We start from the raw sequence: 25819 nt of genomic DNA, 5'->3' as shown, positions 1-25819 counted from the left end.
TGGTCGGTGTCACCGGACGTACAGCCCGCTTCGGCGGGTTTTACGATTCGTGCGCCATCTGGTCATGCTCGGCGCATTGCTTTGAGCAATAGTCGTTTTCTTTGCGCGCCAATTGGGCGCCGTGGACGTAGACGATGGTTGCTTTGATAGCAGCGTCATTCGTCAGCGGTTTTCCGCAATAGGCGCATTTGATGTGCGAGTTGTGTTTCCCCTGAATCATCGGATCCCCTTTTCCGTTAAGCAGAACCTCTACCAGGCAATCGCTAATGCGTGTCGTTTCGCGAAGGGTGCGTAGATAGACATTGCGACCTCGAACTGCTGAAACATTCCAGGTGCGTCCCTGATGCATGGCCAGCATGCCGGGTGCCACACACTGGCGGATGATATGCATCGTGCCGTAGTGTTGATTAACCATCTCATCTCCCCAGTCTTTCCCGGTGTCAGAACGTTGAGCCTGTGCGCTAATTGGTGGGCTTCGCTGGCGGCGCCAGGTGCTTGTCTTCTGGTTGTCTCGGTGGACTGCAATTCTCCGTCGCGAAGCCCGCTGTTTGGATGAGTCAATTAAAAACTATAGTTGTTTTATCGTCAACAACAATAGTTGTTTATCTGGTTGTTTTTATATTACATGGTTGTTTTTACAGTGTTTTTATTTTTCGACTGTTGGGGATATGCTCAAAAAATATCAAATATCACGTATGAACGAAGACAAAGCGGGGTTAATTGTTAACGCGATAGGGGCTGCCATTCTGGAATTGGTAGGGGAGTGTGCCGATCCCCATAGATAGCCTGTTCGATAAGCTGGAACATGACCGACGCGAGACTGTGAACGTGATAGGGGAAGGTGAGAAAAGGGATTCGGCGGATATGATCAGGAAAGGCTTGTAAAAACCCGGCGCGGTGGCCGGGAGGCTGGGCGAGGATTTATGCAGCTAACCTCTTGATCCAAGAATCTCTTTTCGAGAATGGCAAAACATGACTGGATTCATTGAAGAGCAATGACAATTGTTGCATTTGATCACCAATGGCATCGCTATCCACTATCACATAGCGATTATTGAGGGCATCATTAGCGTTCTTTAAATCGATCAGCTTTCCAAGTAAAGAATATGCACCATTCCAACTTCCTCCATGCTTTATGCTTGAAGTAAATAGGTATTTTGGTTCTGCTGTTTTTATTGTCACTGGAATTGTGATCTGATGCCCACTCATCCCTACGACGTTGTCTCGGAGTGAGATGACGTTAGGAGCCATGATGTGGAAGAGGTAATCAATCACAATGCTTTCAAATTTTTCTGATTGAACAGGCTGGTACCAGTCAGTTGAAAGTGTTGAAGCCAATATTCCTGCTCTAATGATGTCAGATGTGACAGCCCCAACATTATTCTCAGTGGCCCATCCAATTATTTCGCCTCGGTCGTTCAAATCCGCACCTTCCCTTTTGAGAAGGTATCTAATTTCATCAAGACGCTTTTTGGTGAGAGATATCCCTCTAGATTCCATGTTCATAAGGGCATCACATCTATCGCTAACAAGAAATTTCCCGTTAATTTCTCTCACGAACGCACCAACATGCTCTCCATCATCACAATAAGTGAATGGACTAATAATTCTCATGGTTTCGCCAATTGGGTAGCATTCGAAACCAAGTTGTGAGATGACAGTTGAGCACATCATAATCCAAGTCCTATCTGTCCAGATTCATCCTCAAGAGGGATAGGGATTCTTCCAGTATAAGTTACATTAAGTTGGTTACAAAAGTAGTTCCAGTATCCTACCAAGTCATCTGGTTTAATGTCAGATGTGATGGGAAATGCAATTTTCTCACTATAGTATCCAGCCTCTTCATAGTACACATGATAGTGAGGTCCAAAAACGCTGTCCTGATAATCCGGTCTGTTGATTCTGTAGTTATTTTTATGTCTATCATATGGATACGTATCTACCGCAAAAACTCTTTTCTTGTTGTAAAGGGCAACTAAGTTGATTTTTGGATACGTGATACCGGATTCTGTTAGCGACTCTTGATCTGGCTTCCATTGAAGAAGGAAAGACAATCCCTGTATAGGAATATCATCCATATCAAAAGGAATTATATGGATTTGCAGCCACATTAAAGGCCTGTTTGGTGGTGGTTTCGGTCCCCACTTTATCCCAGAAAAGTTAACTTTCTTTTTACAATATAGTGCGTGATCAACCTCAGCTTGGCTGGGTAAGTAATCGTCTGTTTTAGCCACAAATTAAACTTCCATTTTCATAAGCTGCCCAAACCAATCTCTTTGTAAAATCACATTTTTTACAAACGGTAATAACTATTTATCAAACCACCAAAACGACTCTTTCCCACACAAACTCACATTACTGTGCCGATCCGTCATTACCACAGCATTGAAGACCAGAACATGCGCCCGATAATCTCAATCTCAGACAAAGGATGCTCTTCGTCAGGATGCTCTTGGCTGTTGTAGCTGCGAAGACTGATACGATCTGGACCGACGCGGTAAAGCATTTTGAGGCGCTTCCAGCCATCCTGGTTAACGGCATAGACTTTGCCATCCACGATGCGTTTATCGTTGCAGTTAATCGCCACAGTGGCGCCATCAGGTATTAACGGCTCCATGCTGTTTCCTACTGCCGGAAAACACAACACGCCAGTACCATCCGTATTAGCTCCCACCCGGCGCAGTGTCGCTTTTGAAAACCTCAGCTTGAAACCGTTGTGATCTTCATCCTGGACACGCCCATTGCCACAAGCAAATTCAATATCCTTCAAGAAAGGCACTTCCACCTCATCAGATGGTAGCGGCGTATTTTTGTCCCACGCGTCTACAATGCCCCATTCTTTTTCCGGCGGCAGGGAATCGCTACTAACTTTCATTTCGCCCAAACCTGACCCCAGCCATTCAGGTCGGACTTTCAGCGCGCGAGCAATATCAACTAATTTTGTTGTTTGTTCAGCTTTGCCTGCCTCTATTTTTTGAATAGCGGCCTGGCTTACTCCTACAAGTTCTCCCAGTGCCTTTTGAGTAAGGCCCTGCGCGTTCCTGGCTTCTTTAAGTCTTTCTGCAAGTGTCGTTTTCATTATCTCAATTTACAACCCTAGTTGTACATCATCAAACGAAAATGGTTGTTGACTAAGTACAACCATGGTTTTATTCTTCGAGTGTACTAACTACGGAGGTTGTTATGAACCAAGCCATAAAAACCGCCATTGCCATCGTTGGCTCTCAAAAGAAACTTGGAGATGCCTGCAACGTTTCTCAGCAGGCAGTTTTTAAGTGGCTGCACGGCAAGGCAAAAGTTTCTCCGGAACATGTGGACAGTATTGTCAGTGCCACTAAGGGAAAAATTCCGGCTTACGTAATTCGCCCCGACTTGCCGCAGTTGTTCCCACAACCGGCTGAATAGCATCGCCGCCTGACCGGCGGCAATACTCACGAAAGGGAAAGCAATGCACACGCAATCACTTACGTATCAAAAGAATAACGCTTTTAAACCAGATCCGGTGATTTACCGAAATCATGGGAAAAGTCAAAAAGCGTTACCCGACCATAAGGTTATTCGTTGCGCAGTACGCGCCTGGGCAGCTGATTGCCGCAGTCGGGAATTTGTCGCAGCACTTATCGCGGACGAATGGCGTCGTACTGGCAACGACGAACTGGTAATTCCCACCGAACCACAGCGGCAGATGCAAAAAATCTTTCGTTGGCTTGATGCTGATACAGGATATGCACAAGCCAATGTGCGCCTTCTTACCCCGGCAATTCTTGCCGTTCTTCCGCTTGAGTACCGATCACGGTTAGTACCGCAAGAAGACATGATGTCCCGCATTGCTGCAGCGATGAAAGAATGTTCCGAAGCAAAGCAGGCGGTGCTGCTCGGCGCGCCAGAACATCAAAAATTGAAGGAGGTAAGCGAAGGCATTGCATCGCTATTCAGGCTTATGCCGGAGCAGGTAGGGCCGCTGATGTCGATGGTTACTTCGATGCTGGGGGCAATGTGAAAACTACAGAAAGGGTGAAGACCGGACTGCTCGAACAGTACCGGCCTTCGGTGCAAAAACGGAGAAGTATTTGCGAGGTCATTATGACAAACAGTAATTCAAAACACCAGGCGCGGGAGGCATAGCTATGTCGAACGTCGCCTATGCAAATTTCGCGGCGCATTCCGCCGCCAGGAGCAACCGGATGGAGAACCAGAAAACCGGATTCATCCCGTTGTACCGGAGCGTGCTTAAGCAGCCATGGTCGAGAGATGTTTTCCTGCGCACTTTGTGGGACAACCTTTTGCTCAGCGCTGCCCGCCAGCCGTACACAGCGAACTTCAAAGGGCGCCAGTGGCCGCTGCAGACCGGACAACTGGTAACCACCTCAGCCGATCTGGGGCTGAATTTATGCGACAGAGAGGGTAAGCCATGCAGCCGTCACGCCGTCGACAGAATGCTGGACGTTTTTGAGCGAGAAGGGATGATTTCCCGGTCAGGAGAGAAGCGAAAAGGCAGTGTGATAACCATCACAAATTATGCTGAATATGCTCAAAAAATGGACGATTTACCCGCGCATTATCCCGCGCAAATCTCCGAGCTTAAGCCCGCGCATGACGAAGCCAGTAACGGTGCGGCTTCGGAAGGTGATGCCGCGCATTCAGGCGAGCATAACGGCGAGCGTTTCCCCGAGAATCATGAACAACAAGGTAATAACAACAATAAAAACATTAAAAGATCTTCGTCGAAGAATTCTCGCGAATCCTCCGACGACGCTACAGAAAAATTTCTTTCCCGACATCCCGAAGCGGCAGGGGGGATCTACACGCCAGCAGGTAAATCCTGGGGAACTGCCGAAGACTTGTTGGCTGCCCGCTGGATTTACGATCGGCTGCTGGTGGTTAACGCCAGCCTCACTGAGCCCAGGTGGGTTGAATGGGCTAACACCATCCGACTGATGCGCCTGCAGGACAAACGAACTCATCGTGAAATTTGCGATCTGCTGCGCTGGGCCAGCCAGGACCACTTCTGGAGTGAAAATATTCTTTGCCCAAGCAGTCTGCGTAAGCAGTGGAACAAGCTCACCACAAAACGACAGGGTCGTAACAGCCATGTCAGCCACGCACAGCCTATCGACTTCAACAACACCGACTGGATCAATGGGGTGCTCGATGAAAAGTCTCTCTGAACAGCTTCAAAACTTCGATCGCGAAAACTTCCGCCGTATTGCTCACAACCTTCCGGAAGTGCAGGACGCCCGCGAACCGGTTCGTGAAGCTCAGCAGGTAGCCGAGGTCTTCAACGGTTTGTTTGCTCAACTGCGCGCTGCGTTCCCGGCTGCGATCGCCAATTTTCGTACCCAGGAGGAACTGAACGAGTTCCGCCGTCAGTGGCTGCTGGCATTCCGGGAGAATGGGATCACCACCCTGGAGCAGGTTGCCGCAGGTATGCGCGTAGCACGCCAGCAGGCGAAGCCGTTCCTGCCATCGCCGGGCCAGTTTATCGCCTGGTGCCGCGCCGAAGAGAGCGCTGCTATCGGCCTGCCGGATGCCGCTGAGCTCGTGGACATGGTTTATCAGTACAGCCGCACACGTGGGCAGTACCCGGATGCTGAATCCTACCCATGGCCGAATCACGCAACCTACTGGATGGTCACCACACTGTACCAGGTGATGCGCTCTGCTGGTCTCAGCGATGCAGAGTTGCGCCGCCGGGCCGCTGAGGAACTGGCGAAGATGGTCAAACGTATTCGCAATGGTGAGCAAATCCCGGCTCCTGTGGCACGTCTTCCTGTTCTGGGTACAAAGCCCCTGACGCGTGAGCAGAGCATGTCGAAGGTGCAGGAAATTCGGGCAAAGTTCGGTTTCAAAGGGGGGAGAGCGTGACTATAGCAAGCCAATCACTATGGTCGATTATCGAATTTTTGCGCATTAACCAGACCATAACACTCCGACAGGTTCAGACGCTGCTGGGGTGCAACTGTAAGAAATTGCACAACCTGCTGTCGCACCTGAACCGCAAGCCGGTCGTATTACGCGTTGGCGTTCCAAATCATCCAGTCTATCCTGGTATGAATAAGAGGAGGGGGAAATGGAGCGTAAACGTGCCTCTTTATGAGGTTTTGTTAGTTGTCGCCAGATTATGTTGTTTGCTTATATGAGGATTTATACAGCATGAAAATATGGTAAATTGATGAGTATGACAGTCCCGGCTATGGTGCGATGATGAATGAAGTTAATAGATTCAAGGTGATAGATCTCTTTTGTGGCGCTGGAGGATTATCCTACGGCTTTTGCAGTGGAGAAATGTCCAACTACTTTGAAAGCATCCTTGCCATCGATAATGATGCGGCTGCTATAGATACTTACAATGCAAATTTCGACTCGCATGGAATTCAGGCAAACATTGAAGAATGGGTGGCCAGTAACTCTGTTCCGAAAGCGGACGTGGTAATCGGCGGCCCTCCATGTCAGGGGTTCAGTTTGTTGAATAAGAACCGTGATGGCGACCATCGAAGAGCTCTTTGGGAACCTTACATGGACGTTATTGAACGTTCCGGAGCCCGAATGTTTGTTATGGAAAATGTTCCTGGACTTCTGGCAAGCGATGAATTTTCTGATATTACGTTCAGAGCAGAATCCATGGGCTTTATCCTGCTTAATCCGACGGTGCTTAATACAGCAGATTATGGAGTTCCGCAAACGAGAAAACGTACGATAGTTGTTGGGGTTAGACAAGAATTATTTAACGTAGATACTATTCCAGTTTTTCCTCCTGCGCCGAGTCATCGTTCGCCTGATAAAGAGGGTGATCTTCCCGAGTGGATCTGTACCCGCGATGTAATCAGTGACTTGCCAGCGCCTGTGGGAACGGAGATTCGCAATGAATTACCACCGCTGAATTTGCATTTTGGCCGTAATCCAACTGCAATATCAATGGAACGATATAAAGCAGTCCCCCCTGGCGGTAATCGTTTTGATTTGCAGAAAAACCGACCTGATATAACACCAGCCTGCTGGATTAAAAAGAAATCGGGAGGAACTGATTTGTTTGGCCGTCTTTGGTGGGAGAGACCTTCCGTAACCATCCGCACTGAATTCTTTAAACCAGAAAAAGGTCGGTATTTGCACCCAGAGGAAGATCGGCCGATAACCCATCGTGAAGCTGCGAGACTAATGTCATTCCCTGATAGTTTTATTTTTACTGGATCTAAAACTGAAATTGCCCGACAAATAGGTAATGCAGTCCCTCCAGCATTTGCTGCAAAAATTGCTGAATATGTTTACAGGGTTCTGCAAGAACAGAAAGAGAAGCTTAGTAACGCTGATAAAGCCGCCTGAAGGATAAGAAGAAATGTATGGAGATTCGATAGCTAACATGGCTGGCTTCGCCGAAGCACGCCGAGCATTTCATGCTCAACTATTGCTGAACACTCTCACAATCAATGCTGCTGGAGTGGTTAGTAATGCGGATAGCAGCAACAAGAACAGCAAGGCTATTGCGAGAGAAATAGCGCGTCTCTTACAGGCGGAGACTATTGGTGAGCGTGTAGCTGGCCAGACATCAGGTAATCAATTTGAAAATATTTGCGCACAGTTTGTTCAACAAACATTTCTAAAACTCGGTCATTTACGGCCTGGCAAATGGAATGTGCACCAGGTTTCTGCTAGAAACAGGCTTGAAATCGCGAAATATGAGCAATATGCCCACCTTATAGCATTGGATCATGCTGCGAAAAGCAATGCTCAACTTGCTGCTGCTTTGGGCAGTGATTATACGATTACGCCTGATATTGTCGTAGAACGAGAACCTGAAGATGATCATGTCATCAACCTGCCCGAGATACTTGTGGATGATTCAGTTACTCGAATGTCAGCTCTAAGGCGTTCCAACAGTGGCAAGCCCATATTACACGCAAGCATATCCTGTAAGTGGACAATAAGAAGCGATAGAGCTCAGAATGCCCGTTCAGAGGCATTAAATCTTATTCGTAACCGAAAAGGAACTCTGCCACATGTGATGGTTGTTACTGCAGAACCTACCCCCAGTCGCCTTGCGTCAATAGCGCTTGGTACTGGTGATATTGATTGTGTTTATCATTTTGCACTCTATGAACTTATATCAGCAGTTGAAATACTAGGGCTAAGTGATGCTAAGGACATGCTTTCAGTGATGGTTGATGGTAAACGATTGAAAGATATTTCGGATCTTCCTCTTGACCTTGCTATCTGAAATTTAGGAGCCGATAAGTAAAGTTTAATGCCCCAATGGGCTCTAAGCGGTACATCATCAACCAGGACTAAAACGGTACAAAGTATGTGTAAGACATGCATATGCCCGCTGCGGCAACACCGTTCCGCCGCAATTCACTAAGGGGTTGGTGAGGGCCAATTTGCCTGAGATATGCATTGCAAAATAGGTGGGCGCCGCGTAGCTCTACGGGCAATTCCATCTAAGGCTTAATTTCATAAGTGACAACAATGTTTAGGTTGTCACTTATTTTTGAAAAGTAAACTTGGAAGCTTTTAAGGGCCGCCATCTTTACAGAATCTGGAGCAGAAGTAATGGGGCTAGTGTACTGCTCCAGCTTTGATGCAATTAAGTTCAAGTACTGTGCGGCTTCAATGACTTTATTGTAAGGCGGTAAAAGTCCTGTCGTTGAAAATGATGAGTAGCAAGGTATTGCTTTAGATTTTGCGATTAATAACGCTGCGGCTTCTTTTAAGGCAAACACTAGTTCGTTATTTGCATTTCCATTTGTTATCTTTGCCTGTTCCCGCAAAAGAAGTGATGAAATTTTACCAGTTTGCTCTTTGAAGGCGACGTATGGTTCCAAAGCGCATTTCATAATGATTTGACCCACAATGAACACAGTGACACCGCTGAGGATTGTGATAAAAAGAGATGAATTCATGTGATGCAGTATCCCTTCTGATTTAGGCTTAATTATCCTACCGTAAGGTGTCAGGCAAAACGAGGGGGTAAATTGTCAGAGGGGATTTAGTAGCCAAAATACAAGATGCTCTTGTCGAGACCAATCTGTGAGAGTTGATAGACATTCATAACGACAAACAATTCTTGTAATCGACCTTTTTCAGGAGCCATTATGAGTCATGGAAATAAGGAACCAACCAACCCGGAAGCTGCGGACTTCAAAATTTACGCCAGACTGGATGCGGGGGAGTCACTTGAAGATATCTTAGCCAGCCCTCCAACGACTATTCATAACAAAATAACATCTGAAAGCAATATTCGGCAGGAACATGGGTTTTGGCGTAGATGGAGACGTATCTCGCCAAAATCTGGCGACTGCCGCGACATCGAATTGACTGAGGTGTGTGAAAATGATCGGTCCAAGTAACAAAGTCACCAAAAAGGTGTATGAAGATATCGAAAGGGCGCTTTTGAACGCTTCGAATGCCAGAACAAAAGCCGCAGCCAAACCTTATCTGGATCTCGCAAAATACTTCCATCATACAATTCGACACGATCTTGACGATTATGTTGAAGAACAACTCAGTTCAGCAATTATTTACGCGGATGATGCTTCCGGCAGGGTTGATGAAAAAGAAAGAAAAATAGATAGCGTTAAGCATTTTCTCTATAAATTCAAAGGCCAGATTACTTTAGAGTGAGTGTTTGATTTTCTATAATCACCTGTTCATAATACCAGTATCAGCCTGAACAACTGACGACCTGTGCGCATTTGAGGGGACTTAAATGCGCGAACAATCTAAACATGCCTCTTTGCCGTCAGTGTCATTCGATGCTGAGGTTTTTCTGCATTCTGCGTTTAGCCTCTTTGGAGGTGAAGCGTGAACTTTCCTCAAGACGGCATCAAACTCCACCGCGGCAATTTTGCTGCTGTCGGTCAGCAACTCCAGCCGTTCCTTAACGATGGTCAGTGCTATCGCCTCCATATAAAGCCCTGGCGCGAGAAGCGCAGCATTTCTCAGAACAGCCTCAGTCATATGTGGTACTCCGAAATCAGCGAGTATCTCATCAAATCCGGGCGTACTGACGCGACACCGGAATGGGTTAAGCGAAATCTCAAGAAAACCTATCTCGGCTGTACAGAGGTCACCTACACCGACTTTATTACCGGAGAGAAAACGACTCACTGGGAGCCGCGGCATACCTCCGATCTGGATACCGGGGAAATGCACGATTTCCTCTGTAAAGTCGAAGCCTGGTGCGCGCAATTTGGCCTGGCCCTGACCATTCCACAGAATTGCGAGTTTCAGCAATTACGCGATAAGCAGGAGGCGTAATGACTAACTTATGCAAAGCAGCTCGCGGACGTGAATGTCAGGTGCGCATACCCGGCGTCTGTAACGGCAACGATGAAACCAGCGTTCTGGCACATGTTCGCCTCGCCGGCTTATGCGGCACAGGTATTAAACCGCCTGACCTCATTGCAACTATCGCATGCTCAGCCTGCCATGACGAAATCGATCGCCGCACCCGGCTGGTCGATGCCGAATATGCGCATGTCTGCGCACTGGAGGGGATGGCCCGCACGCAGGTTATCTGGCTGAAAGAGGGTAAGGTGAAAGCGTGAGCATCGACCATTACATACGGTACCAGTTTGAAAGCGTAGCTCGGGCGAAACTGCCCGCTATAAAGCGCCACAGCAAGCCAGTTAAACAGACCACACAGCAAACAGCGGGAGCAGCAGCATGAACCTCGAATCATTGCCGAAATTCTATTCGCCAAAATCACCGAAGCTCAATGATGAAACTCCGGCGACCAACACTGATGCTTTATCAATAACCGATGTCATGGCCGCTCAGGGAATGGTTCAGTCAAAGGCTCCTTTGGGATTCTCGCTGTTCCTGGCAAAGGTTGGAATCAGCGATCCGCAGACAGCGATAGATGGTCTGATGCGTCACGCACAATCTCTTAGAAATCCCGTACTGATGAAACTCAGCGATAAAGCACGCACCGAAATATTGGCTGTTCTGGTGCAGTTTGCGTATACCGATTATTCCCGGTCTGCGGCCAGTAAATCAATCTGTCCTCACTGTGATGGAAAGGGGATCCTCCGCTCTGAAATGGATGTTGTTAAGCATCCGGGAGTTAAGGGCGTCGAGCCAAAAATTAAAAATGAACAGGTTGAGGACATCTGTAAGCCATGTGATGGAAAGGGGGTTATCAGTACAGCCTGTCGCGGATGCAAAGGGAAGGGAACTGTCATCGATGAGAAGCGCACAAAGCTGATTGGTGTCCCTGTCATGAAGGTTTGCGGTCGCTGCAATGGAAACCGGTTCAGCCGTGTGCCTAGCACCCTGGCGCGTGTCATTGTGGAAAAGATAGTTCCTGACCTTACTCAATATCAGTGGTACAGCGGATACGCAGAGGTGATAGATAAGCTGGTGACGAAATGCTGGCAGGAAGAGGCTTACGCAGAGGCACAATTACGGAAAGTGACACGTTAGCACCATCTTTGCGAATTTTACCGACACGATGCTTGCAATGTTCAAAATAAGTGGTTAGGATTATTCCAATGATGGGATTTTCTACCTGTTCGTAAGCAACAAATTCAGAGCCTCGCATTTCGCGGGGCTTTTTTGTATTCAGCCGCTTGCGCAGAGGCCGCTTTCTTCGGTCGCTGGACCATTCCTTCAACTGGTTTGGTTGTGATTATTTTGGCGGCCGAAGCTCAATTGTTGACGCTATATTAATGTAAAGTTACATTACCTGAGTGGTGAATCCCCCTCTGCGGTGGGGCATTACTGGTAGCCTTGTTTATATGCATGCGGAACGTTGCAGCCAGTCAGCGTTTCACCGGGAGGCACCCGGCGCCACATGATAGAAGTCTTTTCCTGATATTTTGTAGCCTGTTCGTCCGAGCAGGCTTTTTTTAATTGCGAAAGCTGCTATTTCGGATAGTGAAATGACCATACGTGTTTTTCATCGTCTGAATCTGTTCCTAAATTTTCGCTTCGACAGATTGTTAGCCTAAGCGCGTTGGTAAGTTCTGCAAAATCACTCTTTTTCCAACAACCATTGCAATTTATCATCAGCTTGTCTGTATCAATAGCATCAGTGTTAACTTCATAATCCACGTTAAGGGCTTTGAAAAGATATTCTTTTCTGTGAATAACCCCTTTGGGAAAAACGAAAATTACATCTGCCATAATTACCTCCAGATACTTTTGCTGCTTGCTTATCGGCGGCTAGCGGACAAGTTTAAGTGCAGGTAAAAAATTGAGTACTTGTACTTAACATAGGCGATATCAGGTTCCTGCATAGTGAACCAGGTCTCAAAGAACACCTGCTGTTTTTTCGACTTAAGTATTTTCAGGTTAGATGTAACAAGCCTTGCAACCAAATCAAGCGCAATGCACCTCAACCAGATTGAAGTTGAGTATGCCATGAGTTATGGCTATGCCATCTGAGCGAAAGGGTTGACACTGAATCCCCATGTACAGGGAACATTGTTCATGAGTTTGTAGACGCTGCACGTGCTGGGTATAGAAGCTAGTTAGTTTTCGCCGAGGGGATGCTTTTGGCACCACAGCTTAAAGACAGAATCCGCCGCATTTTTGAACCGGGTCTAATTGAATTACAAATTATTCTGCACGCAGTGTTTTAAATGCTTAAAAATAGGGGAGCATCGACATCTGACACTCCCTAAATATTACTACACACGGTTATTCTTATTTACTAACCTTAATTAAACTATGGCATCCTCCACCTAAATGTCTAATGTTTTGTTGCTTTTATTTTTGGTTTGAATTTTCGGTTGTGGTTTTATTTAGCGTGGCTGAATTATGTATTTAGCCCGGCTTAATGTTTTATTGCTGTTTGGCTATTTGCAGATCGCGAGTGTAGTGATGTTTTTGTAGAGTGATGGATTATAAGGTGGTTTAATTAATAAATTACTTTCAGGGATTCCTTTATTAAGGTTTCTTTAATCTCGAAAGTTTTCTGGATGATTTTTAACTGTTTTAATTTTCTGGTAATCACATGATGAAAATCAATTTTTCGCAACAGAAAAATTTTTGGATTGTAGCGGAGTGGTTTTTTTAAAAATTACAATCAGAAATGTGTCATTTATTCTGGTGGGTTTTTTATTATCTTAAGTGCTGATTCATATAGCAAAATTTCCTCTATGGAAGTGCTGTTTTCATAAATATATAAATATTTGCGCGTGAGAGACTCAATGAGCAAGGCTTTAGTTACGCGTTGTTCTGAGCCTGATTCGAGAATGTCAAAGGCAGTTCTCCCGATAATCCAGTCTTCATCTTTCATGACACATCTCGTATATCAAAAACGCATCATGACAGTTTTATAAATGGTTTGACAGGATTAATTCTGCATAATTTATTGACCTATCGATAAATGCAGATATGCAGAATCGTTTCCTCATGTTTGTTCCTTTCACAACTATATGCCCAGCACCCGCTGATCAGCGAGGTGAGAGACCATGAAAATGAATGACCAACCCGGAAACATTGTCACGCAATTTTTCGCGTGGCTGGCAACGATTGCCGCTGGCCTAGGACTGGCGACACAGGATGTCGTGTACATGGCCTTTGGTTTGATCGGTGTTGTTATTTCTCTTGCATCATACGTGAACGGTCGGATTGATGCTCGCCGCCGACGTAAAGAGGACGAAAAGCGAACTCAGATGCTCAGTAGCTATCTCGACGAGGTGAAAGACAAGCCTCACAGCGAGCGCCCGGCGGCGGTTCAGGTGGCAGTATCTGCTCTGGAAAAGGTGGGTGAATAATGGCGATGTCTCCGGCGTTACGAAACAAATTACTGGCGATGGCTGGTGCTGGTTCTCTGGCAATAGCCGGTACGATGATCCCCGACCTTGAGGGGGTGAAATACGCACCTTATTACGATGTGGCTGGCATCCTCACCGTTTGCTACGGGCACACTGGTCCCGATATTAAGCCGGGTAAAAAGTACAGTGATACAGAATGCCGTGCGCTACTGCAAAAAGACCTGGTGCCTTTTGCTCGTTCTGTTGACCGCTCTGTTAAGGTCCCGGTCAGTGAATACCAGAAAGCAGCTCTTATCACGTTCAGCTACAACGTTGGTGTAACGGCGTTTGAGCGGTCTGCCGTTCTGCGTCACCTCAACGCCGGGAATTACCAGGCGGCCTGCGATGGCCTGCGTCAGTGGATTTATGCTGGTGGCCGCAAATGGCAGGGATTAATCAATCGGCGCGATCTTGAGCGTGAGGTTTGCATGTGGGGCCAGAAATGAGCCGCGTAACTGCCATTATTATAACTGCCATCATCCTGCTGATTGTCTCGCTTGCATGGGGTGTTAATCACTACCGTGACAATGCACTGAACTACAAAGAGCAGCGCGACAAGGCAACCAGCGCGCTGACGCTGGCGAATGAAACTATTAGCGATATGACAACGCGTCAGCGAGACGTTGCCACTCTCGACGCTAAATACACCGGAGAACTGGCAGATGCTAAAAAGCAGCTTGAAGATCTGCAGCGTTGCGTTAGCACTGGTAAGTGTGGGCTGCACATCAACGCAACATGTCCAAAGAACGGAACGACCAGCGCCCCCGGCGTGGATGATGCAACCAGCCCCCGACTTACTGACGCCGCTGAACGGGATTATTTCACCCTCAGAGAGAGAATCGAAACCATCACCAGCCAATTAACTGGTCTGCAAGCGTATGTGCGTGAGCAGTGTCTGAAATAAAAAAGCCCCATCGTGTAGGGCTAAATATGCAGAACAACTTTTTTGGGCTTGAAGCGTGCATGCCTGAACTGATTAGAGGAGTTAAAACTCATCCTTGAGATCAGCCCTAGCGAGGCGCTTTTGCCTTATGATTCGTAACAAGTGTTGTAAGGAACCAATATTTAACAAGCGTAAGCGTGGGATAAATTCAAAGCATTAAGCGTATTAAGATTTATCTTACGACATCTTTGCCTGTGTTAGGCATTATTACAGGTATTCCCTGAGTGCCTGTGATAATGTCATTCATGGCTAGGATAGCTCCCGAACGGCGAAACCGTCGCGCCTGCCATTGGTAACATGACGAGCAACTTAGTCGAGGTTGTTATGGATATGCCAAAGATATGGCACTTGCGAAAGCAAAAGTGCCATCTCGTTCAAATCATAAAAGACGGTGACGATGAGATCGTTGTATATAAGAACTGGATAAGAAGCAGTCAGCGATGGAATTACGTCGTAGAAGAAAGATGGCAGGTTGAAGTCATGATTCAGCAAGAATAAATCACAGGTCGCTAAGGCGGCCTTTTTTATTGTTATTATGAAGCCCTTATCTGATGAGCATCGAAAATGCGAAAGACACCGCTGCGGGATTTCACCCTCATAGAGCAAATCGAAACAGTCCTCCAATGACAGATGCGGCTTTAAAGAGTATGTGCGCGGGCAAAGTCTGAAAGTTGTTTCGCAAAAAAGTCAATAACTCATTGATTTTAATATTTATTTCAATAAATATGAATGGAATCAATCTGTTGATAAATTTTACCGATTGGTTTGATAAATAAAATTTGCTAATTCCTATTAATGCAATAGTCTCAATAATGGTTCTGTCAGCAAAGCCAACACCAGATGGCAGAGCCTGTTACCCCGGCCAGATTTCCTGTCTCCTTCTGGGTGGCTCCAGGGATACAGGTTGCATCTTGCCCGGCTAACATTAATCAAGGCCGCACTCATTTTGTGCGGCCTTTTCTGATGATATTTATCAGATGCTCAATTACATGCAGCAGACCTGTAGCAAGGTACAAAATGAAAAAAGTACTGGTGTTCTTCAATGCGCAGCCGGTTGTGGTGATACAGACAATCAAAGCTGTGACAACAATAATGCGCAATTATCCAAATGGGGAAGAAACCCATCTCAATATCATGCGCTTAGGAGCTCACTCGATAGCGGGCGATCATACTGAAATTTATGTCGCTTCCGACAGAGAGCTTTCTACAGAAGAGATAGTCAGTGCGGCTAACCGGCTTCTTTAGGAAATATCCGTGATGATGATTCCTAAGCGCCTTCCAGGAAGATAACCTATGATTTATAAAAGGTTGTGTGTGAAAAAGGAGATCGTGCATGAAACACGAAGAACTGGAGCGTAAAGCTGAGGAAGAAATTTCTGCTCTTATTACTAAAAAAATTGCTGAGCTGCGCAAAAAAACAGGCAAAGAGGTTTCTGAGATCGAGTTTATACCGAATGAGACCATGTCTGGTCTTGAGGGGTATAAAGTAAAAATAAAGCTTATGTAAAGTAGAAGGGGCTGCTTAGGCGGCCTTTTTTATTGGCATTACAGCAGGCATTCACTGAGTGCCTGCGATAATGCAAGAATGAGCATGGGTTTGCAGTCTGCCCGACTTACTGACGCCGCTGAACGGGATTATTTCACCCTCAGAGAGCGAATCGAAACAGTCACCAAACAACTGACGGGCCTGCAACAATATGTCCGTGAGCAGTGCAAGGACTGACTGAACAAGACTTAATTAAGTGCTGGGATTTCTGCTCTCTGCGGCTTTATAACGAAATGATTTTCATGTCGTGATATTTTTGCTCCGTGCTCGCAATACCCAGAAGAAAGTGCAAAAAAGGCATCAGCATCAACATCGAAATCTAACTCGACCGCCTTGTGCTTTCCGGACTTAAGCAGCTCATGAGCTTGCTCTAAACTAATAGCTTTCACTGTAGGCATGACAGTCTTTCCTCGTGAAGAAACGTTTGTACTAAATTCGAGTGGGGTGAACCCACTGGGGCTGACACGGCGACTTATACCGTTAAGAGCTAAGAATTTGAACGACCAAAAATAACAGCGAGAATGCCTGAAATAGCGATAGCGCCTCCAAAAATCATCAACCAGGCAGTACCTGTCGGCTTTTCCGACGAAAAGATTTTCGATAGGCCATCAGCCATAACATAGAGCATACAAATCCCCCCTACCCAGCGAAAAATGATTCTTACTCACGATAAGCACCAGAAGGCAGTGGTCTGATTGCTCGATGGTACTACGGTAGTTTTGCATCCAAAGCATGCGTTAGTATGAGAATTTGCCCATAGTGTTAGTGAACAGTTTGTGTATACCGGTGGTCTCTCATCAGTGTTTAATCTTTATCTGAAAAAAAAGCCCCATCGTGGCAGGGCTAAATAATCAATAATGCAGATCAGCTTTTATGGGCTTTAGGCGGGTCAGCCAGAACTGATTAGAGGAGTTCAATCTCATCCTTGAGATCAGCCCCGGCGAGGCGCTCTTGCCTTATGAGTCGACTTAAGTTTTGGTGGATATGCATATTTAACAAGCGTAAGCGTGGGATAAATCTTATCTTGCCGTTCTATCCAGATTTATCTTAGTGTGCGCATATCGTTATCGTTATCGTTAGAGCAGACTTTCACCGAATACTGGTGACGATGCAGGAAAGCGCACGGGTTGATGATGCGACGTTGACGCTTACCGACGCTGCTGAACGGGATTTTTGGCGTCTCAGAGAGTAAATTGAAACCGTTACAAGCCAATTAACTGGCCTGCAGAGGTATGTTCGTCAACAGTACCTGGAATAAAAATCTCTTTGAATGGGAAATCCATCTATTTCGAGTATGGTACAATAAGCACCATTCGTTACGTTCTAAGTTTACGAGTATGTGCTTTTCAGAGCGAATGGATATGAGTATAAGAATTTATATTAAATAATCATGATTAAGCTAGTTTGCTAATGACGAACGAAAGGTGGAATATTCTTATTAATTATGCTGTTAACTGGTTAAACGAGACTAAGGAGCGCTTTTTATTTTATTTAATTATGAATAACAAATTTGAAAAACACCTTAATTTTTATTTAAAAAACGCCATAAATAAAAGCTCAATTGAATTAATAAGTAAGGTGTGTTTTTGGAAGTGTGCGCAGTTTTTGGTTTGAATGGGAAGGGGATTTTGTTCTTTTATTTCATCGTCGAAGCGGTTTTTAAGTCAAAAATAGCACCAGCCGTGACGCTCGCATTATTTCACTTTGCCAGCTACTATCAAATGGCGGTAAAATACTGCAACCACAAATGGAGTTAACCATGAATATCCACGGCTCGAATATTGCCCATGAAAAAGAAAAAGAAAAAGAATCTGATAAGCGTTCCGATTCTGATAAACGAAATCACTCGGAAAACAATAAACCTAACCGCGATAAAAAATAACGGTCTGGTTTTCACGTAAAGAAATTTAAAGATGCTGGAGGTATTATGTCTCAGCAATCCAATTACGATGACCCACTGCCATCAGACAAACCAGTACCGGATGATCCCGAATGGTTACCTCCAGATGAGGAGCCTTTCGAACCTGATTTGCCTGACATTAATGATCCAGATAAACCCTTAAAGCCTTTTTAGCATAGCCGCCTTCGGGCGGTTTTTTTCTCTTTACCGACATAAATTTGTAGAACAGTCATACCACTCCATGCGAAGGATTGTAATTGTACACTCTTCTCGTTATGAACCTTATCCTTATTACATCTGGCAAGGATTAAACACTCCATCTGGAGAAACTATGTCGATGAGAGATATGATAATTACCCCAGTTTGGCAGCAAATCACTGATGGGACTCAGGACGTAAAAATTCATGTGCTTAGGGGTGTAATGTACTTATGCGAGGTACCCCCGCAACAGGACAAAACAGAAACATATTATGTAGTAACCGACATGATTATGGTTACTTTACCTCATCAAATATGGTGCCGTTCTCCATGGAGATGCACTTGCATTCTTGTGACGATGAAAGACCATAAGTTTGGTATTTGCTGACTTAAACTTACAATTCAGCTATTGCATAGCACCAAATGCTAGGTCTGTTTTGGTTAAATAATGACCAAGTCATGATATGATGAGTCCCATTCATTGAAAGGTAAGTCATCATGTCATTTTTCGATTACGCAATGAAGCGTGTTGGCTTGGTAGCGAACACAAGTGTTATGTGTCCGATATGTGGGCATTATTCCAACCAGTCAACCGCGAAAGTACGCCTGCAATCACCACTGCTTTGTCCTAAATGTAAATCGCTCTTTGTCATTCACAGGTAGTATGTCGTGGTTCGTGAATCTGCTGATTCTGGGCATTTTCATTGCATTCACAATAGGTATTACAACAGGCATTCACTAGGTGCCAGTGATAATGATCCTAACGAAAGAACAGCCGAGAATGTTATGACAAGCAGAGAAATTGATTTGGAGCAGGCTCTTATCGCTGTGATCGGAGCCTACCGAAAAGCTGGTGGTGATGTTAATAAATTACTGCGAGAGGCTCAGGGATTAATTATTGGAAACACTGAGTATCGCAAAGTCGAACATGAACACGTCACGCAAGCGTGCAAAGAAATAGAAAAAGCAGTTAATTTCATAAAATAGCGTCGTATTAGCATCTCTGAGTAATAGCGCCTCGCAATTGCGGGGCTTTTTTATGCTCGTTGCACGTGCACATCTTAATGATAAGTTTCAGTCGTGAGCATTACGCTTTATCGGGCGGAATTCCCGTGGGGCAGGCTCACATCTAAAAGGAAAAACCCATGAACAAAGAACTTTCCGGCGCTGCTGGCGATGTCCTGCATGCGCTTTTCTTCCGTGGCGCGCTGGAGGATGGTGACTTGCCGTCAAAATCTGGCGTTGCTGAACTGCGTGAACTCGGTTATGTGATGGCGCAGGACACGGTAACACCGTTCGCTGGTGAGCATCATTTCAACTTTCTCACACCTGCCGGGCAAGAATTCGCCATCAGCTATCTGGTAGACAGCCGCTTTGGTAAACGACCACCGATGGAGGATAAAGATGGGCAGGTGTTCATCAATGATGCCTTTATTTCCTGCGACATCGCCACCAAGACTGTGAAGACCTGGGAACAGACTGTTGAAGACCGTTTAAACGAACAGTCAGTCAGCCTTGCCAACCTGTCGACATCCATTGGAGAGGTGGTCAAAGCTACCATCGAGAAAGAACTACGGCCTGGTGGAATGCTACACACGGCCTGGCGTGGGCGGTAGTTATGGCCGTTTAGACGGCCAAAATGGGGCGCTTGGTGAAATTTCATGCAAATGATAATCTTTATCATTTGGTGGGTCCTTTCCGGCGAACCGACAGGCTACGGGGCGGCAGACTCGCAGGATTTCGCTATTTATGAGATTTTCCCGGTTTTTGTCGTTTCCGTTCTTCTTCTGCCCCCAGGCCTTTTGATATCAGCAAATTCACCTTTTTAGAACGGAAATGGGAGTGGCGATTTTTCCGCAAATATCACGCTAACGCTTCCTTACCCCTTTTATCCCGGAGTGGCATATGGAGGTGACGAAAAAACAGCTCGCCGACATATTTGCGGTCAGTGTCAGAACAATCCAGAACTGGCAGGAGCAGGGCATGCCTGTTGCCAGCGGCGGCGGCAAAGGCAATGAAGTGAAATATGATTCTGCCGTCGCAATCGCCTGGTTTTCCGCACGTGATGCCGAGATTGAAAACGAGAAACTTCGCAGGGAAGTTGAGGATCTTCGCAGGGCGGAAGAAGCCGATCTCAAACCCGGCACAACCGAATATGAGCGTTATCGCCTGACACGCGCACAGGCAGATGCTCAGGAACTTAAAAATGCAAAAGATACCGCTGAGGTAGTTGAGACCGCATTCTGCACGTTCGTGCTGTCGCGGATAGCCGGTGAAATTGCCAGTATCCTGGACGGGATCCCTCTGTCGGTTCAGCGGCGTTTCCCGGAACTGGAGAACCGCCACATTGATTTCCTCAAGAAGGACATAATCAAAGCCATGAACAAAGCAGCTGCGCTCGATGAAATGATACCGGGGTTGCTGAGTGAATACATCGAACAGTCAGGTTAAGGGATTACAGCATTCGGCACGCGCGGGGCTTCGCTCACTGCACCGACCGGAACCGCAGACAGCGGTAGAATGGGCTGATAATAACTATTACCTTCCCAAAGAGTCCGCATACCAGGAAGGGCGCTGGGAGACCCTGCCTTTTCAGCGGGCGATCATGAATGCTATGGGCAATGACTATATTCGCGAGGTTAATGTCGTTAAATCTGCCCGCGTTGGCTATTCCAAAATGCTCCTGGGTGTGTACGCCTATTTCATCGAACATAAGCAGCGCAATTCCCTGATCTGGTTGCCTACCGACGGCGATGCAGAGAACTTCATGAAGTCGCATGTTGAGCCGACAATTCGTGATATTCCGAAACTACTCTCGCTGGCACCGTGGTACGGCAAAAAGCACCGGGATAACACACTCAGCATGAAGCGCTTTTCGAATGGGCGGGGATTCTGGTGCCTCGGGGGGAAAGCGGCGAAAAACTACCGTGAAAAATCGGTGGATGTTGCCGGGTATGATGAACTGGCCGCGTTTGATGAAGATATTGAGAAAGAAGGTTCTCCCACCTTTCTCGGGGATAAGCGTATTGAAGGGTCTGTCTGGCCTAAATCTATTCGCGGTTCAACACCGAAGGTCAGGGGAACCTGCCAGATAGAGCGTGCCGCCAGCGAGTCAGAACACTTCATGCGATTTCACGTTGCCTGTCCGCATTGTGGGGAAGAGCAGTATTTAAAGTTTGGCGATAAGGAAACACCCTTCGGATTTAAGTGGACGCCTGGCGAGCCTTCCAGTGTGTTTTATCTCTGTGAACATAACGCCTGCGTTATCAGGCAGCAGGAACTGGTTTTTACGGATGCCCGGTATATTTGTGATTCCACGGGCATCTGGACACGTGACGGGCTGAGCTGGTTCTCTTCATCAGGTTCGGAGATCGATCCGCCGGATAGCGTGACGTTTCATATCTGGACCGCGTACAGCCCGTTCACTACCTGGGTACAAATCGTTAAGGACTGGATCAAAACAAAAGGGGACACCGGGAAGCGAAAAACCTTCGTCAATACGACGCTGGGTGAAACCTGGGAAGCAAAAATTGGTGAACGGCCTGATGCCGATTTGCTGGCTGAACGTAAGGAGCATTTCACCGCTGCGGTACCTGAGCGTGTCGCTTACCTTACTGCCGGTATTGACTCCCAACTAGACCGTTATGAGATGCGTGTCTGGGGATGGGGGCCGGGTGAAGAAAGCTGGCTTATCGACAGGCAGATCATTATGGGGCGCCATGACGATGACGCCACGCTTCTCAGGGTGGATGAGGCGATCGATAAGCGTTATTCACGCCAGAATGGTGTTGAAATGTCGATATCCCGCATCTGCTGGGATATAGGCGGTATTGATCCCACCATTGTCTATAACCGCTCCAAAAAACATGGTTTATTTCGTGTGATCCCGATTAAAGGGGCATCGGTTTATGGTAAGCCAGTCGCGAATATGCCGCGTAAACGCAACAAAAACGGCGTTTATCTTACAGAGGTGGGTACTGATACCGCCAAAGAGCAGATTTATAACCGGTTCTCTCTCATACCGGAAGATAACGTTCCCCTCCCCGGGGCAGTGCATTTTCCTAACAACCCGGAAGTCTACGATCTCGCAGAAGCGCAGCAGCTAACCGCCGAAGAACTTGTCGAAAAATGGGTTGCGGGTGAGAGAAAAATCCTCTGGGACAGTAAAAAGCGGCGCAATGAGGCGCTCGACTGCTTTGTTTATGCCCTTGCAGCGCTGCGTATCAGTATTTCCCGCTGGCAACTCAACCTGGATTCACTGCTTGCGAGCCTGCTTGAAGAGCAGGGGGGCCAGAAACCCAACAAAACCCTGGCGGATTATGGCCGGGCATTATCTGGAGAAGAATAATGGCGACACAGGCTGATCTGGATGCCGCCCGTGCTGCACTGCATGACCTGATGACCGGGAAGCGGGTGGCAACCGTGCAGAAAGATGGCCGCCGGGTGGAGTTCACTGCCACGTCGGTTGCAGACCTTAAAAAATACATTGCCGATTTAGAATCTCAGATCGGTATAAGTCAACGGCGCCGGGGACCGGCAGGGTTTTATGTATGAAAATGCCAGCATTAGTAGGTCCGGATGGTACAACGTCGCTTCGCGAATATGCCGGGTATCACGGTGGTGCGGGTGGTTTTGGCGGGCAGCTTCGCGCCTGGAACCCACCCACAGAAAGTGCCGATGCTGCGTTGCTGCCCAATTTTGCCAGGGGAAACGCCCGCGCCGATGACCTGGTGCGTAACAATGGATACGCCGCAAATGCCGTTCAGCTCCATCAGGATCACATCGTCGGGTCTTTTTTCCGTCTCAGCCACCGCCCGAGCTGGCGTTTTTTAGGCATCGCGGAAGAGGAGTCACGGGCATTCTCCCGCGAGGTTGAGGCGGCCTGGAAAGAGTTTGCGGAGGACGATAACTGTTACGTCGATGTGGAACGAAAGCGCACCTTCACCATGATGATCCGTGAAGGGGTTGCCATGCATGCCTTTAACGGCGAATTGTGCACGCAACCGACATGGGACACTGGCGCCTCCCGCCTGTTCCGCACCCAGTTCAAGATGGTCAGCCCGAAGCGCATCAGCAATCCGGGTAACACGGGAGACACCCGCAACTGCCGCGCCGGGGTCTCGGTCGACAATAACGGTGCGGCGGTGGGGTACTACGTCAGTGAGGATGGCTATCCCGGCTGGATGCCACAAAAGTGGACATATATCCCCCGCGAACTGCCGGGAGGCCGGGCATCGTTTATTCATGTATTTGAACCCATGGAAGATGGTCAGACACGCGGTGCCAATGTGTTCTACAGCGTCATGGAACAGATGAAAATGCTCGATACGCTGCAGAATACCCAGTTGCAAAGCGCCATCGTCAAAGCCATGTACGCCGCAACCATCGAGAGTGAACTCGACACCCAACAGGCGATGGATTTTATCCTCGGTGCCGATGGTTCGCAGCAGAATAAGCTGACCGGGTGGATTGGTGAGATAGCCTCCTACTATTCCGCTGCGCCGGTTCGCCTCGGCGGGGCGAAGGTTCCGCATCTGATGCCCGGCGATTCGCTGAATCTCCAGTCTGCCCAGGACACGGATAACGGCTATTCAACATTTGAACAGTCGTTGCTGCGCTATATCGCCGCCGGGCTCGGGGTGTCGTATGAGCAGCTTTCACGCAACTACTCGCAGATGAGCTATTCGACGGCGCGCGCCAGTGCTAATGAATCGTGGGCTTATTTTATGGGGCGCCGTAAGTTTGTTGCCTCGCGTCAGGCCTGCCAGATGTTCCTGTGCTGGCTTGAAGAGGCGGTCGCACGGCGTGTTGTCACGCTGCCGTCAAAAGCCCGGTTCAGTTTTCAGGAGGCAAGGAGTTCATGGGGAAACTGTGAGTGGATCGGCTCCGGCCGTATGGCCATTGATGGTCTTAAGGAGGTTCAGGAAGCGGTGATGCTGATTGAAGCCGGGTTAAGCACTTACGAAAAAGAGTGCGCGAAACGCGGTGAAGATTATCAGGAGATATTCGCCCAGCAGGTGCGTGAATCTCTTGAACGGCGGGCTGCAGGCCTTAAGCCTCCCGCATGGGCTGCCGCTGCATTTGAATCAGGGCTGAAAAACAACACGAAGGAGGAGACCAATGACGCCAGAGCTGCGTAATCTCCCGCATATCGCCAGCATGGCTTTCAATGAGCCGCTTTTACTGGAACCCGCCTACGCGCGGGTTTTCTTTTGCGCGCTCGCGGGCCAGATGGGGATCACCCGCCTGACGGACGCTGTCGCCGGGATAAGCCTGGATGCCGGGCAAATGGCTGAGCCTCTGGCTCTTTTCGGTGATGACGAGGATGCGGAGCCTCGCCCCGTGCGGTCCTACCAGGTCACCAACGGTATTGCCGTGCTCCCTGTATCGGGCACGCTCGTCAGCAAAACCCGTTCCCTGCAGCCTTACTCAGGCATGACGGGGTACAACGGCATTGTTGCCCGTCTTCAGCAGGCCATGAGTGATCCGGGCGTCGACGGTATTTTGCTGGATCTTGATACACCCGGCGGCACGGTGGCCGGCGCGTTTGACTGTGCCGACATCATCGCCCGCGTCCGGGATATTAAACCTGTCTGGGCGCTGGCTAATGATATGAACTGCAGTGCAGGGCAACTGATTGCCAGCGCTGCATCGCGACGGCTGGTCACCCAGACTGCCAGAACAGGGTCAGTTGGCGTGATGATGGCGCACAGCAATTACGGTGAAGCGCTTAAGACTAATGGCGTTGAGGTCACGCTGATTTACAGCGGTGCCCATAAAGTCGACGGCAACCCTTACGGCAAAATCCCGAAGGCCGTCCGGGACGATTTTCAGTCGAAAATCGATGCCACACGTCAGTTATTTGCCGAAAAGGTCGCCGGGTATATGGGGGTGTCAGTTCAGGCCATTCTGGATACAGAAGCTTCGGTATTTACCGGGCAGGAATCCGTTGAGCAGGGTCTGGCTGACGAACTCGTCAACAATATCGATGCACTGGGCGTCATGCGCGAGGCACTCGATAAACGAAAAGTCACTTTCTCAGGAGTCAATATGTCTTCAACCACTGCATCTGCAGCAGCACTTCCGGCACAGGCGGCCAGCACCTCAGATACTGCAACGGTGAGTAGTGCCACAACGGTGGCCACGCCTGAAACGATCAGTACTACTGCCACCACGGCGTCTGTCGATATTAGCGCAGAGATTGCCGCCGCGGTTTTGGACGAAAATGCCCGAATTATGGGCATTCTCAACTGCGAAGAAGCGAAAGGTCGTGATTCCACTGCCCGCGCACTGGCCGAAACGCCGGGCATGACCGTTGAAGCCGCACAGCGCATTCTCGCGACAGCGCCACAAAGCGCCCAGATGCGCTCCGACACCGCGCTCGATCAACTTATGGCTACCTCACCAGGTGCGCTTTCCGCTGGCTACGCGTCAGATGAAGCTGGTGATGATTTGTTAAACACTCCCGTATAAGA

The 25819-nt window shown here is 47.8% G+C and carries 35 protein-coding genes and 2 pseudogenes; 28 read left to right on the top strand and 9 right to left on the bottom strand.

Annotation, left to right across the window (positions count from 1 at the left end; all coding sequences use genetic code 11):
• Positions 1-40: 40 nt before the first annotated feature.
• The 5 genes and pseudogenes from L2097_RS09720 to L2097_RS09700 all read right to left on the bottom strand — a co-directional run bounded on the left by L2097_RS09720 (position 41) and on the right by L2097_RS09700 (position 3079).
• A complete protein-coding gene (locus L2097_RS09720; protein WP_250353155.1) occupies positions 41-220 on the bottom strand; it encodes a YdaE family protein in 180 nt (59 codons plus the stop codon).
• 33 nt (positions 221-253) lie between these two features.
• A pseudogene (locus L2097_RS09715) lies at positions 254-391 on the bottom strand (cell division protein FtsZ); the annotation flags it as partial.
• Between the two features lie 530 nt (positions 392-921).
• The gene (locus L2097_RS09710; protein ID WP_250352745.1) at positions 922-1674 is read right to left on the bottom strand and encodes a DUF1828 domain-containing protein; all 753 of its coding nucleotides are present in this window, start codon (positions 1672-1674) and stop codon (positions 922-924) included.
• Positions 1671-2234 (bottom strand): hypothetical protein, encoded by a 564-nt coding sequence (locus L2097_RS09705; protein WP_250352744.1) that lies wholly within the window; start codon positions 2232-2234, stop codon positions 1671-1673. The genes L2097_RS09710 and L2097_RS09705 overlap by 4 nt, the downstream gene beginning before the upstream one ends.
• 140 nt (positions 2235-2374) lie before the next feature.
• Positions 2375-3079: a S24 family peptidase gene (locus L2097_RS09700; protein ID WP_250352743.1), complete on the bottom strand. Its 705-nt coding sequence runs from the start codon at positions 3077-3079 to the stop codon at positions 2375-2377.
• A gap of 104 nt (positions 3080-3183) precedes the next feature.
• On the opposite strand from L2097_RS09700, the gene L2097_RS09695 reads away from it, so the two are divergent.
• The 6 genes from L2097_RS09695 (at position 3184) to L2097_RS09670 (ending at position 8212) form a co-directional block, all read left to right on the top strand.
• Complete coding sequence (locus L2097_RS09695) at positions 3184-3405, top strand: transcriptional regulator (RefSeq protein WP_250352742.1); 222 nt, start codon at positions 3184-3186, stop codon at positions 3403-3405.
• Between the two features lie 43 nt (positions 3406-3448).
• Complete coding sequence (locus tag L2097_RS09690) at positions 3449-4000, top strand: toxin YdaT domain-containing protein (RefSeq protein WP_250352741.1); 552 nt, start codon at positions 3449-3451, stop codon at positions 3998-4000.
• 184 nt (positions 4001-4184) lie between these two features.
• Positions 4185-5168 (top strand): phage replication protein O, encoded by a 984-nt coding sequence (locus L2097_RS09685; RefSeq protein WP_250352740.1) that lies wholly within the window; start codon positions 4185-4187, stop codon positions 5166-5168.
• Positions 5152-5865, top strand: coding sequence for a replication protein P (locus tag L2097_RS09680; protein ID WP_250352739.1), 714 nt, complete (start codon positions 5152-5154; stop codon positions 5863-5865). The genes L2097_RS09685 and L2097_RS09680 overlap by 17 nt, the downstream gene beginning before the upstream one ends.
• A gap of 336 nt (positions 5866-6201) precedes the next feature.
• Positions 6202-7320 (top strand): DNA cytosine methyltransferase, encoded by a 1119-nt coding sequence (locus L2097_RS09675; RefSeq protein ID WP_250352738.1) that lies wholly within the window; start codon positions 6202-6204, stop codon positions 7318-7320.
• Between the two features lie 13 nt (positions 7321-7333).
• Positions 7334-8212, top strand: a complete 879-nt coding sequence (locus tag L2097_RS09670) for an NgoMIV family type II restriction endonuclease (protein ID WP_250352737.1) — start codon at positions 7334-7336, stop codon at positions 8210-8212.
• 220 nt (positions 8213-8432) lie between these two features.
• On the opposite strand, the gene L2097_RS09665 is transcribed toward L2097_RS09670, so the two are convergent.
• The gene (locus L2097_RS09665) at positions 8433-8894 is read right to left on the bottom strand and encodes a hypothetical protein (protein WP_250352736.1); all 462 of its coding nucleotides are present in this window, start codon (positions 8892-8894) and stop codon (positions 8433-8435) included.
• Between the two features lie 192 nt (positions 8895-9086).
• Here L2097_RS09665 and L2097_RS09660 point away from each other — a divergent pair, with 192 nt between their 5' ends.
• The 6 genes from L2097_RS09660 (at position 9087) to L2097_RS09640 (ending at position 11418) form a co-directional block, all read left to right on the top strand.
• Positions 9087-9341: a hypothetical protein gene (locus L2097_RS09660; protein WP_250352735.1), complete on the top strand. Its 255-nt coding sequence runs from the start codon at positions 9087-9089 to the stop codon at positions 9339-9341.
• Positions 9325-9615 carry a hypothetical protein gene (locus tag L2097_RS09655; RefSeq protein ID WP_250352734.1) on the top strand — a complete coding sequence of 97 codons (291 nt, stop codon included), beginning with the start codon at positions 9325-9327 and terminating at the stop codon, positions 9613-9615. Before L2097_RS09660 ends, L2097_RS09655 begins: the two co-directional genes overlap by 17 nt.
• A gap of 180 nt (positions 9616-9795) precedes the next feature.
• Positions 9796-10251 carry a YbcN family protein gene (locus L2097_RS09650; protein WP_250352733.1) on the top strand — a complete coding sequence of 152 codons (456 nt, stop codon included), beginning with the start codon at positions 9796-9798 and terminating at the stop codon, positions 10249-10251.
• The gene (locus tag L2097_RS09645; protein ID WP_250352732.1) at positions 10251-10541 is read left to right on the top strand and encodes a DUF1364 domain-containing protein; all 291 of its coding nucleotides are present in this window, start codon (positions 10251-10253) and stop codon (positions 10539-10541) included. The genes L2097_RS09650 and L2097_RS09645 overlap by 1 nt, the downstream gene beginning before the upstream one ends.
• Complete coding sequence (locus L2097_RS25900) at positions 10538-10663, top strand: PPVAKH motif-containing phage-derived small protein (RefSeq protein ID WP_502799297.1); 126 nt, start codon at positions 10538-10540, stop codon at positions 10661-10663. The genes L2097_RS09645 and L2097_RS25900 overlap by 4 nt, the downstream gene beginning before the upstream one ends.
• A complete protein-coding gene (locus L2097_RS09640) occupies positions 10660-11418 on the top strand; it encodes an antitermination protein (RefSeq protein ID WP_250352731.1) in 759 nt (252 codons plus the stop codon). Before L2097_RS25900 ends, L2097_RS09640 begins: the two co-directional genes overlap by 4 nt.
• Before the next feature lie 441 nt (positions 11419-11859).
• Here the strand turns inward: L2097_RS09640 and L2097_RS09635 are convergent, their stop codons facing one another.
• Both L2097_RS09635 and L2097_RS09630 read right to left on the bottom strand, forming a co-directional pair.
• A complete protein-coding gene (locus L2097_RS09635; RefSeq protein ID WP_250352730.1) occupies positions 11860-12120 on the bottom strand; it encodes a hypothetical protein in 261 nt (86 codons plus the stop codon).
• A 919-nt stretch (positions 12121-13039) separates the two neighbouring features.
• Complete coding sequence (locus L2097_RS09630; protein WP_250352729.1) at positions 13040-13237, bottom strand: hypothetical protein; 198 nt, start codon at positions 13235-13237, stop codon at positions 13040-13042.
• Positions 13238-13412: 175 nt separating this feature from the next.
• On the opposite strand from L2097_RS09630, the gene L2097_RS09625 reads away from it, so the two are divergent.
• From L2097_RS09625 to L2097_RS09600, 6 genes and pseudogenes are all read left to right on the top strand, one after another.
• Positions 13413-13718 (top strand): hypothetical protein, encoded by a 306-nt coding sequence (locus tag L2097_RS09625; RefSeq protein WP_250352728.1) that lies wholly within the window; start codon positions 13413-13415, stop codon positions 13716-13718.
• Positions 13718-14203, top strand: a complete 486-nt coding sequence (locus tag L2097_RS09620; protein WP_502799296.1) for a lysozyme — start codon at positions 13718-13720, stop codon at positions 14201-14203. Before L2097_RS09625 ends, L2097_RS09620 begins: the two co-directional genes overlap by 1 nt.
• A complete protein-coding gene (locus tag L2097_RS09615; protein WP_250352727.1) occupies positions 14200-14661 on the top strand; it encodes a lysis protein in 462 nt (153 codons plus the stop codon). The genes L2097_RS09620 and L2097_RS09615 overlap by 4 nt, the downstream gene beginning before the upstream one ends.
• Before the next feature lie 1056 nt (positions 14662-15717).
• A complete protein-coding gene (locus tag L2097_RS09610) occupies positions 15718-15945 on the top strand; it encodes a hypothetical protein (RefSeq protein WP_250352726.1) in 228 nt (75 codons plus the stop codon).
• Between the two features lie 88 nt (positions 15946-16033).
• Positions 16034-16207, top strand: a complete 174-nt coding sequence (locus L2097_RS09605) for a GnsA/GnsB family addiction module toxin (RefSeq protein ID WP_250352725.1) — start codon at positions 16034-16036, stop codon at positions 16205-16207.
• A gap of 96 nt (positions 16208-16303) precedes the next feature.
• Positions 16304-16423: pseudogene (locus L2097_RS09600) on the top strand (lysis system i-spanin subunit Rz); the annotation flags it as partial.
• Between the two features lie 11 nt (positions 16424-16434).
• Here L2097_RS09600 and L2097_RS09595 read toward each other — a convergent pair.
• The gene (locus tag L2097_RS09595; RefSeq protein WP_250352724.1) at positions 16435-16644 is read right to left on the bottom strand and encodes a hypothetical protein; all 210 of its coding nucleotides are present in this window, start codon (positions 16642-16644) and stop codon (positions 16435-16437) included.
• Between the two features lie 1361 nt (positions 16645-18005).
• Between L2097_RS09595 and L2097_RS25695 the strand changes: the two genes are divergently transcribed.
• The 10 genes from L2097_RS25695 (at position 18006) to L2097_RS09550 (ending at position 25817) form a co-directional block, all read left to right on the top strand.
• Entirely contained in the window at positions 18006-18128 is a 123-nt protein-coding gene (locus L2097_RS25695; protein ID WP_277922283.1) for a hypothetical protein, read from the top strand.
• A gap of 45 nt (positions 18129-18173) precedes the next feature.
• Complete coding sequence (locus L2097_RS09590) at positions 18174-18320, top strand: hypothetical protein (RefSeq protein WP_250352723.1); 147 nt, start codon at positions 18174-18176, stop codon at positions 18318-18320.
• Positions 18321-18842: 522 nt separating this feature from the next.
• Positions 18843-19007 carry a YnfU family zinc-binding protein gene (locus tag L2097_RS09585; protein ID WP_284453927.1) on the top strand — a complete coding sequence of 55 codons (165 nt, stop codon included), beginning with the start codon at positions 18843-18845 and terminating at the stop codon, positions 19005-19007.
• 6 nt (positions 19008-19013) lie between these two features.
• Positions 19014-19331: a hypothetical protein gene (locus L2097_RS09580; protein WP_250352722.1), complete on the top strand. Its 318-nt coding sequence runs from the start codon at positions 19014-19016 to the stop codon at positions 19329-19331.
• 158 nt (positions 19332-19489) lie between these two features.
• A complete protein-coding gene (locus L2097_RS09575) occupies positions 19490-19960 on the top strand; it encodes a hypothetical protein (RefSeq protein WP_250352721.1) in 471 nt (156 codons plus the stop codon).
• A 289-nt stretch (positions 19961-20249) separates the two neighbouring features.
• Complete coding sequence (locus L2097_RS09570) at positions 20250-20795, top strand: terminase small subunit (RefSeq protein ID WP_250352720.1); 546 nt, start codon at positions 20250-20252, stop codon at positions 20793-20795.
• Positions 20770-22692 carry a phage terminase large subunit family protein gene (locus L2097_RS09565; RefSeq protein ID WP_250352719.1) on the top strand — a complete coding sequence of 641 codons (1923 nt, stop codon included), beginning with the start codon at positions 20770-20772 and terminating at the stop codon, positions 22690-22692. Before L2097_RS09570 ends, L2097_RS09565 begins: the two co-directional genes overlap by 26 nt.
• On the top strand, positions 22692-22898 hold the full coding sequence (locus tag L2097_RS09560; protein ID WP_103279705.1) for a phage head-tail joining protein: 207 nt from the start codon (positions 22692-22694) through the stop codon (positions 22896-22898). Before L2097_RS09565 ends, L2097_RS09560 begins: the two co-directional genes overlap by 1 nt.
• On the top strand, positions 22895-24484 hold the full coding sequence (locus L2097_RS09555) for a phage portal protein (protein WP_250352718.1): 1590 nt from the start codon (positions 22895-22897) through the stop codon (positions 24482-24484). The genes L2097_RS09560 and L2097_RS09555 overlap by 4 nt, the downstream gene beginning before the upstream one ends.
• On the top strand, positions 24465-25817 hold the full coding sequence (locus tag L2097_RS09550; protein WP_250352717.1) for a S49 family peptidase: 1353 nt from the start codon (positions 24465-24467) through the stop codon (positions 25815-25817). The genes L2097_RS09555 and L2097_RS09550 overlap by 20 nt, the downstream gene beginning before the upstream one ends.
• The last annotated feature ends 2 nt before the right edge of the window (positions 25818-25819 follow it).

It is taken from the genome of Citrobacter sp. MNAZ 1397 (assembly GCF_023613995.1).
In the GTDB taxonomy this organism is placed as follows: domain Bacteria; phylum Pseudomonadota; class Gammaproteobacteria; order Enterobacterales; family Enterobacteriaceae; genus Phytobacter; species Phytobacter ursingii.
The sequence above is the reverse complement of the archived record's forward strand: the minus strand, read 5'-3'. Positions and strand labels throughout refer to the sequence as shown.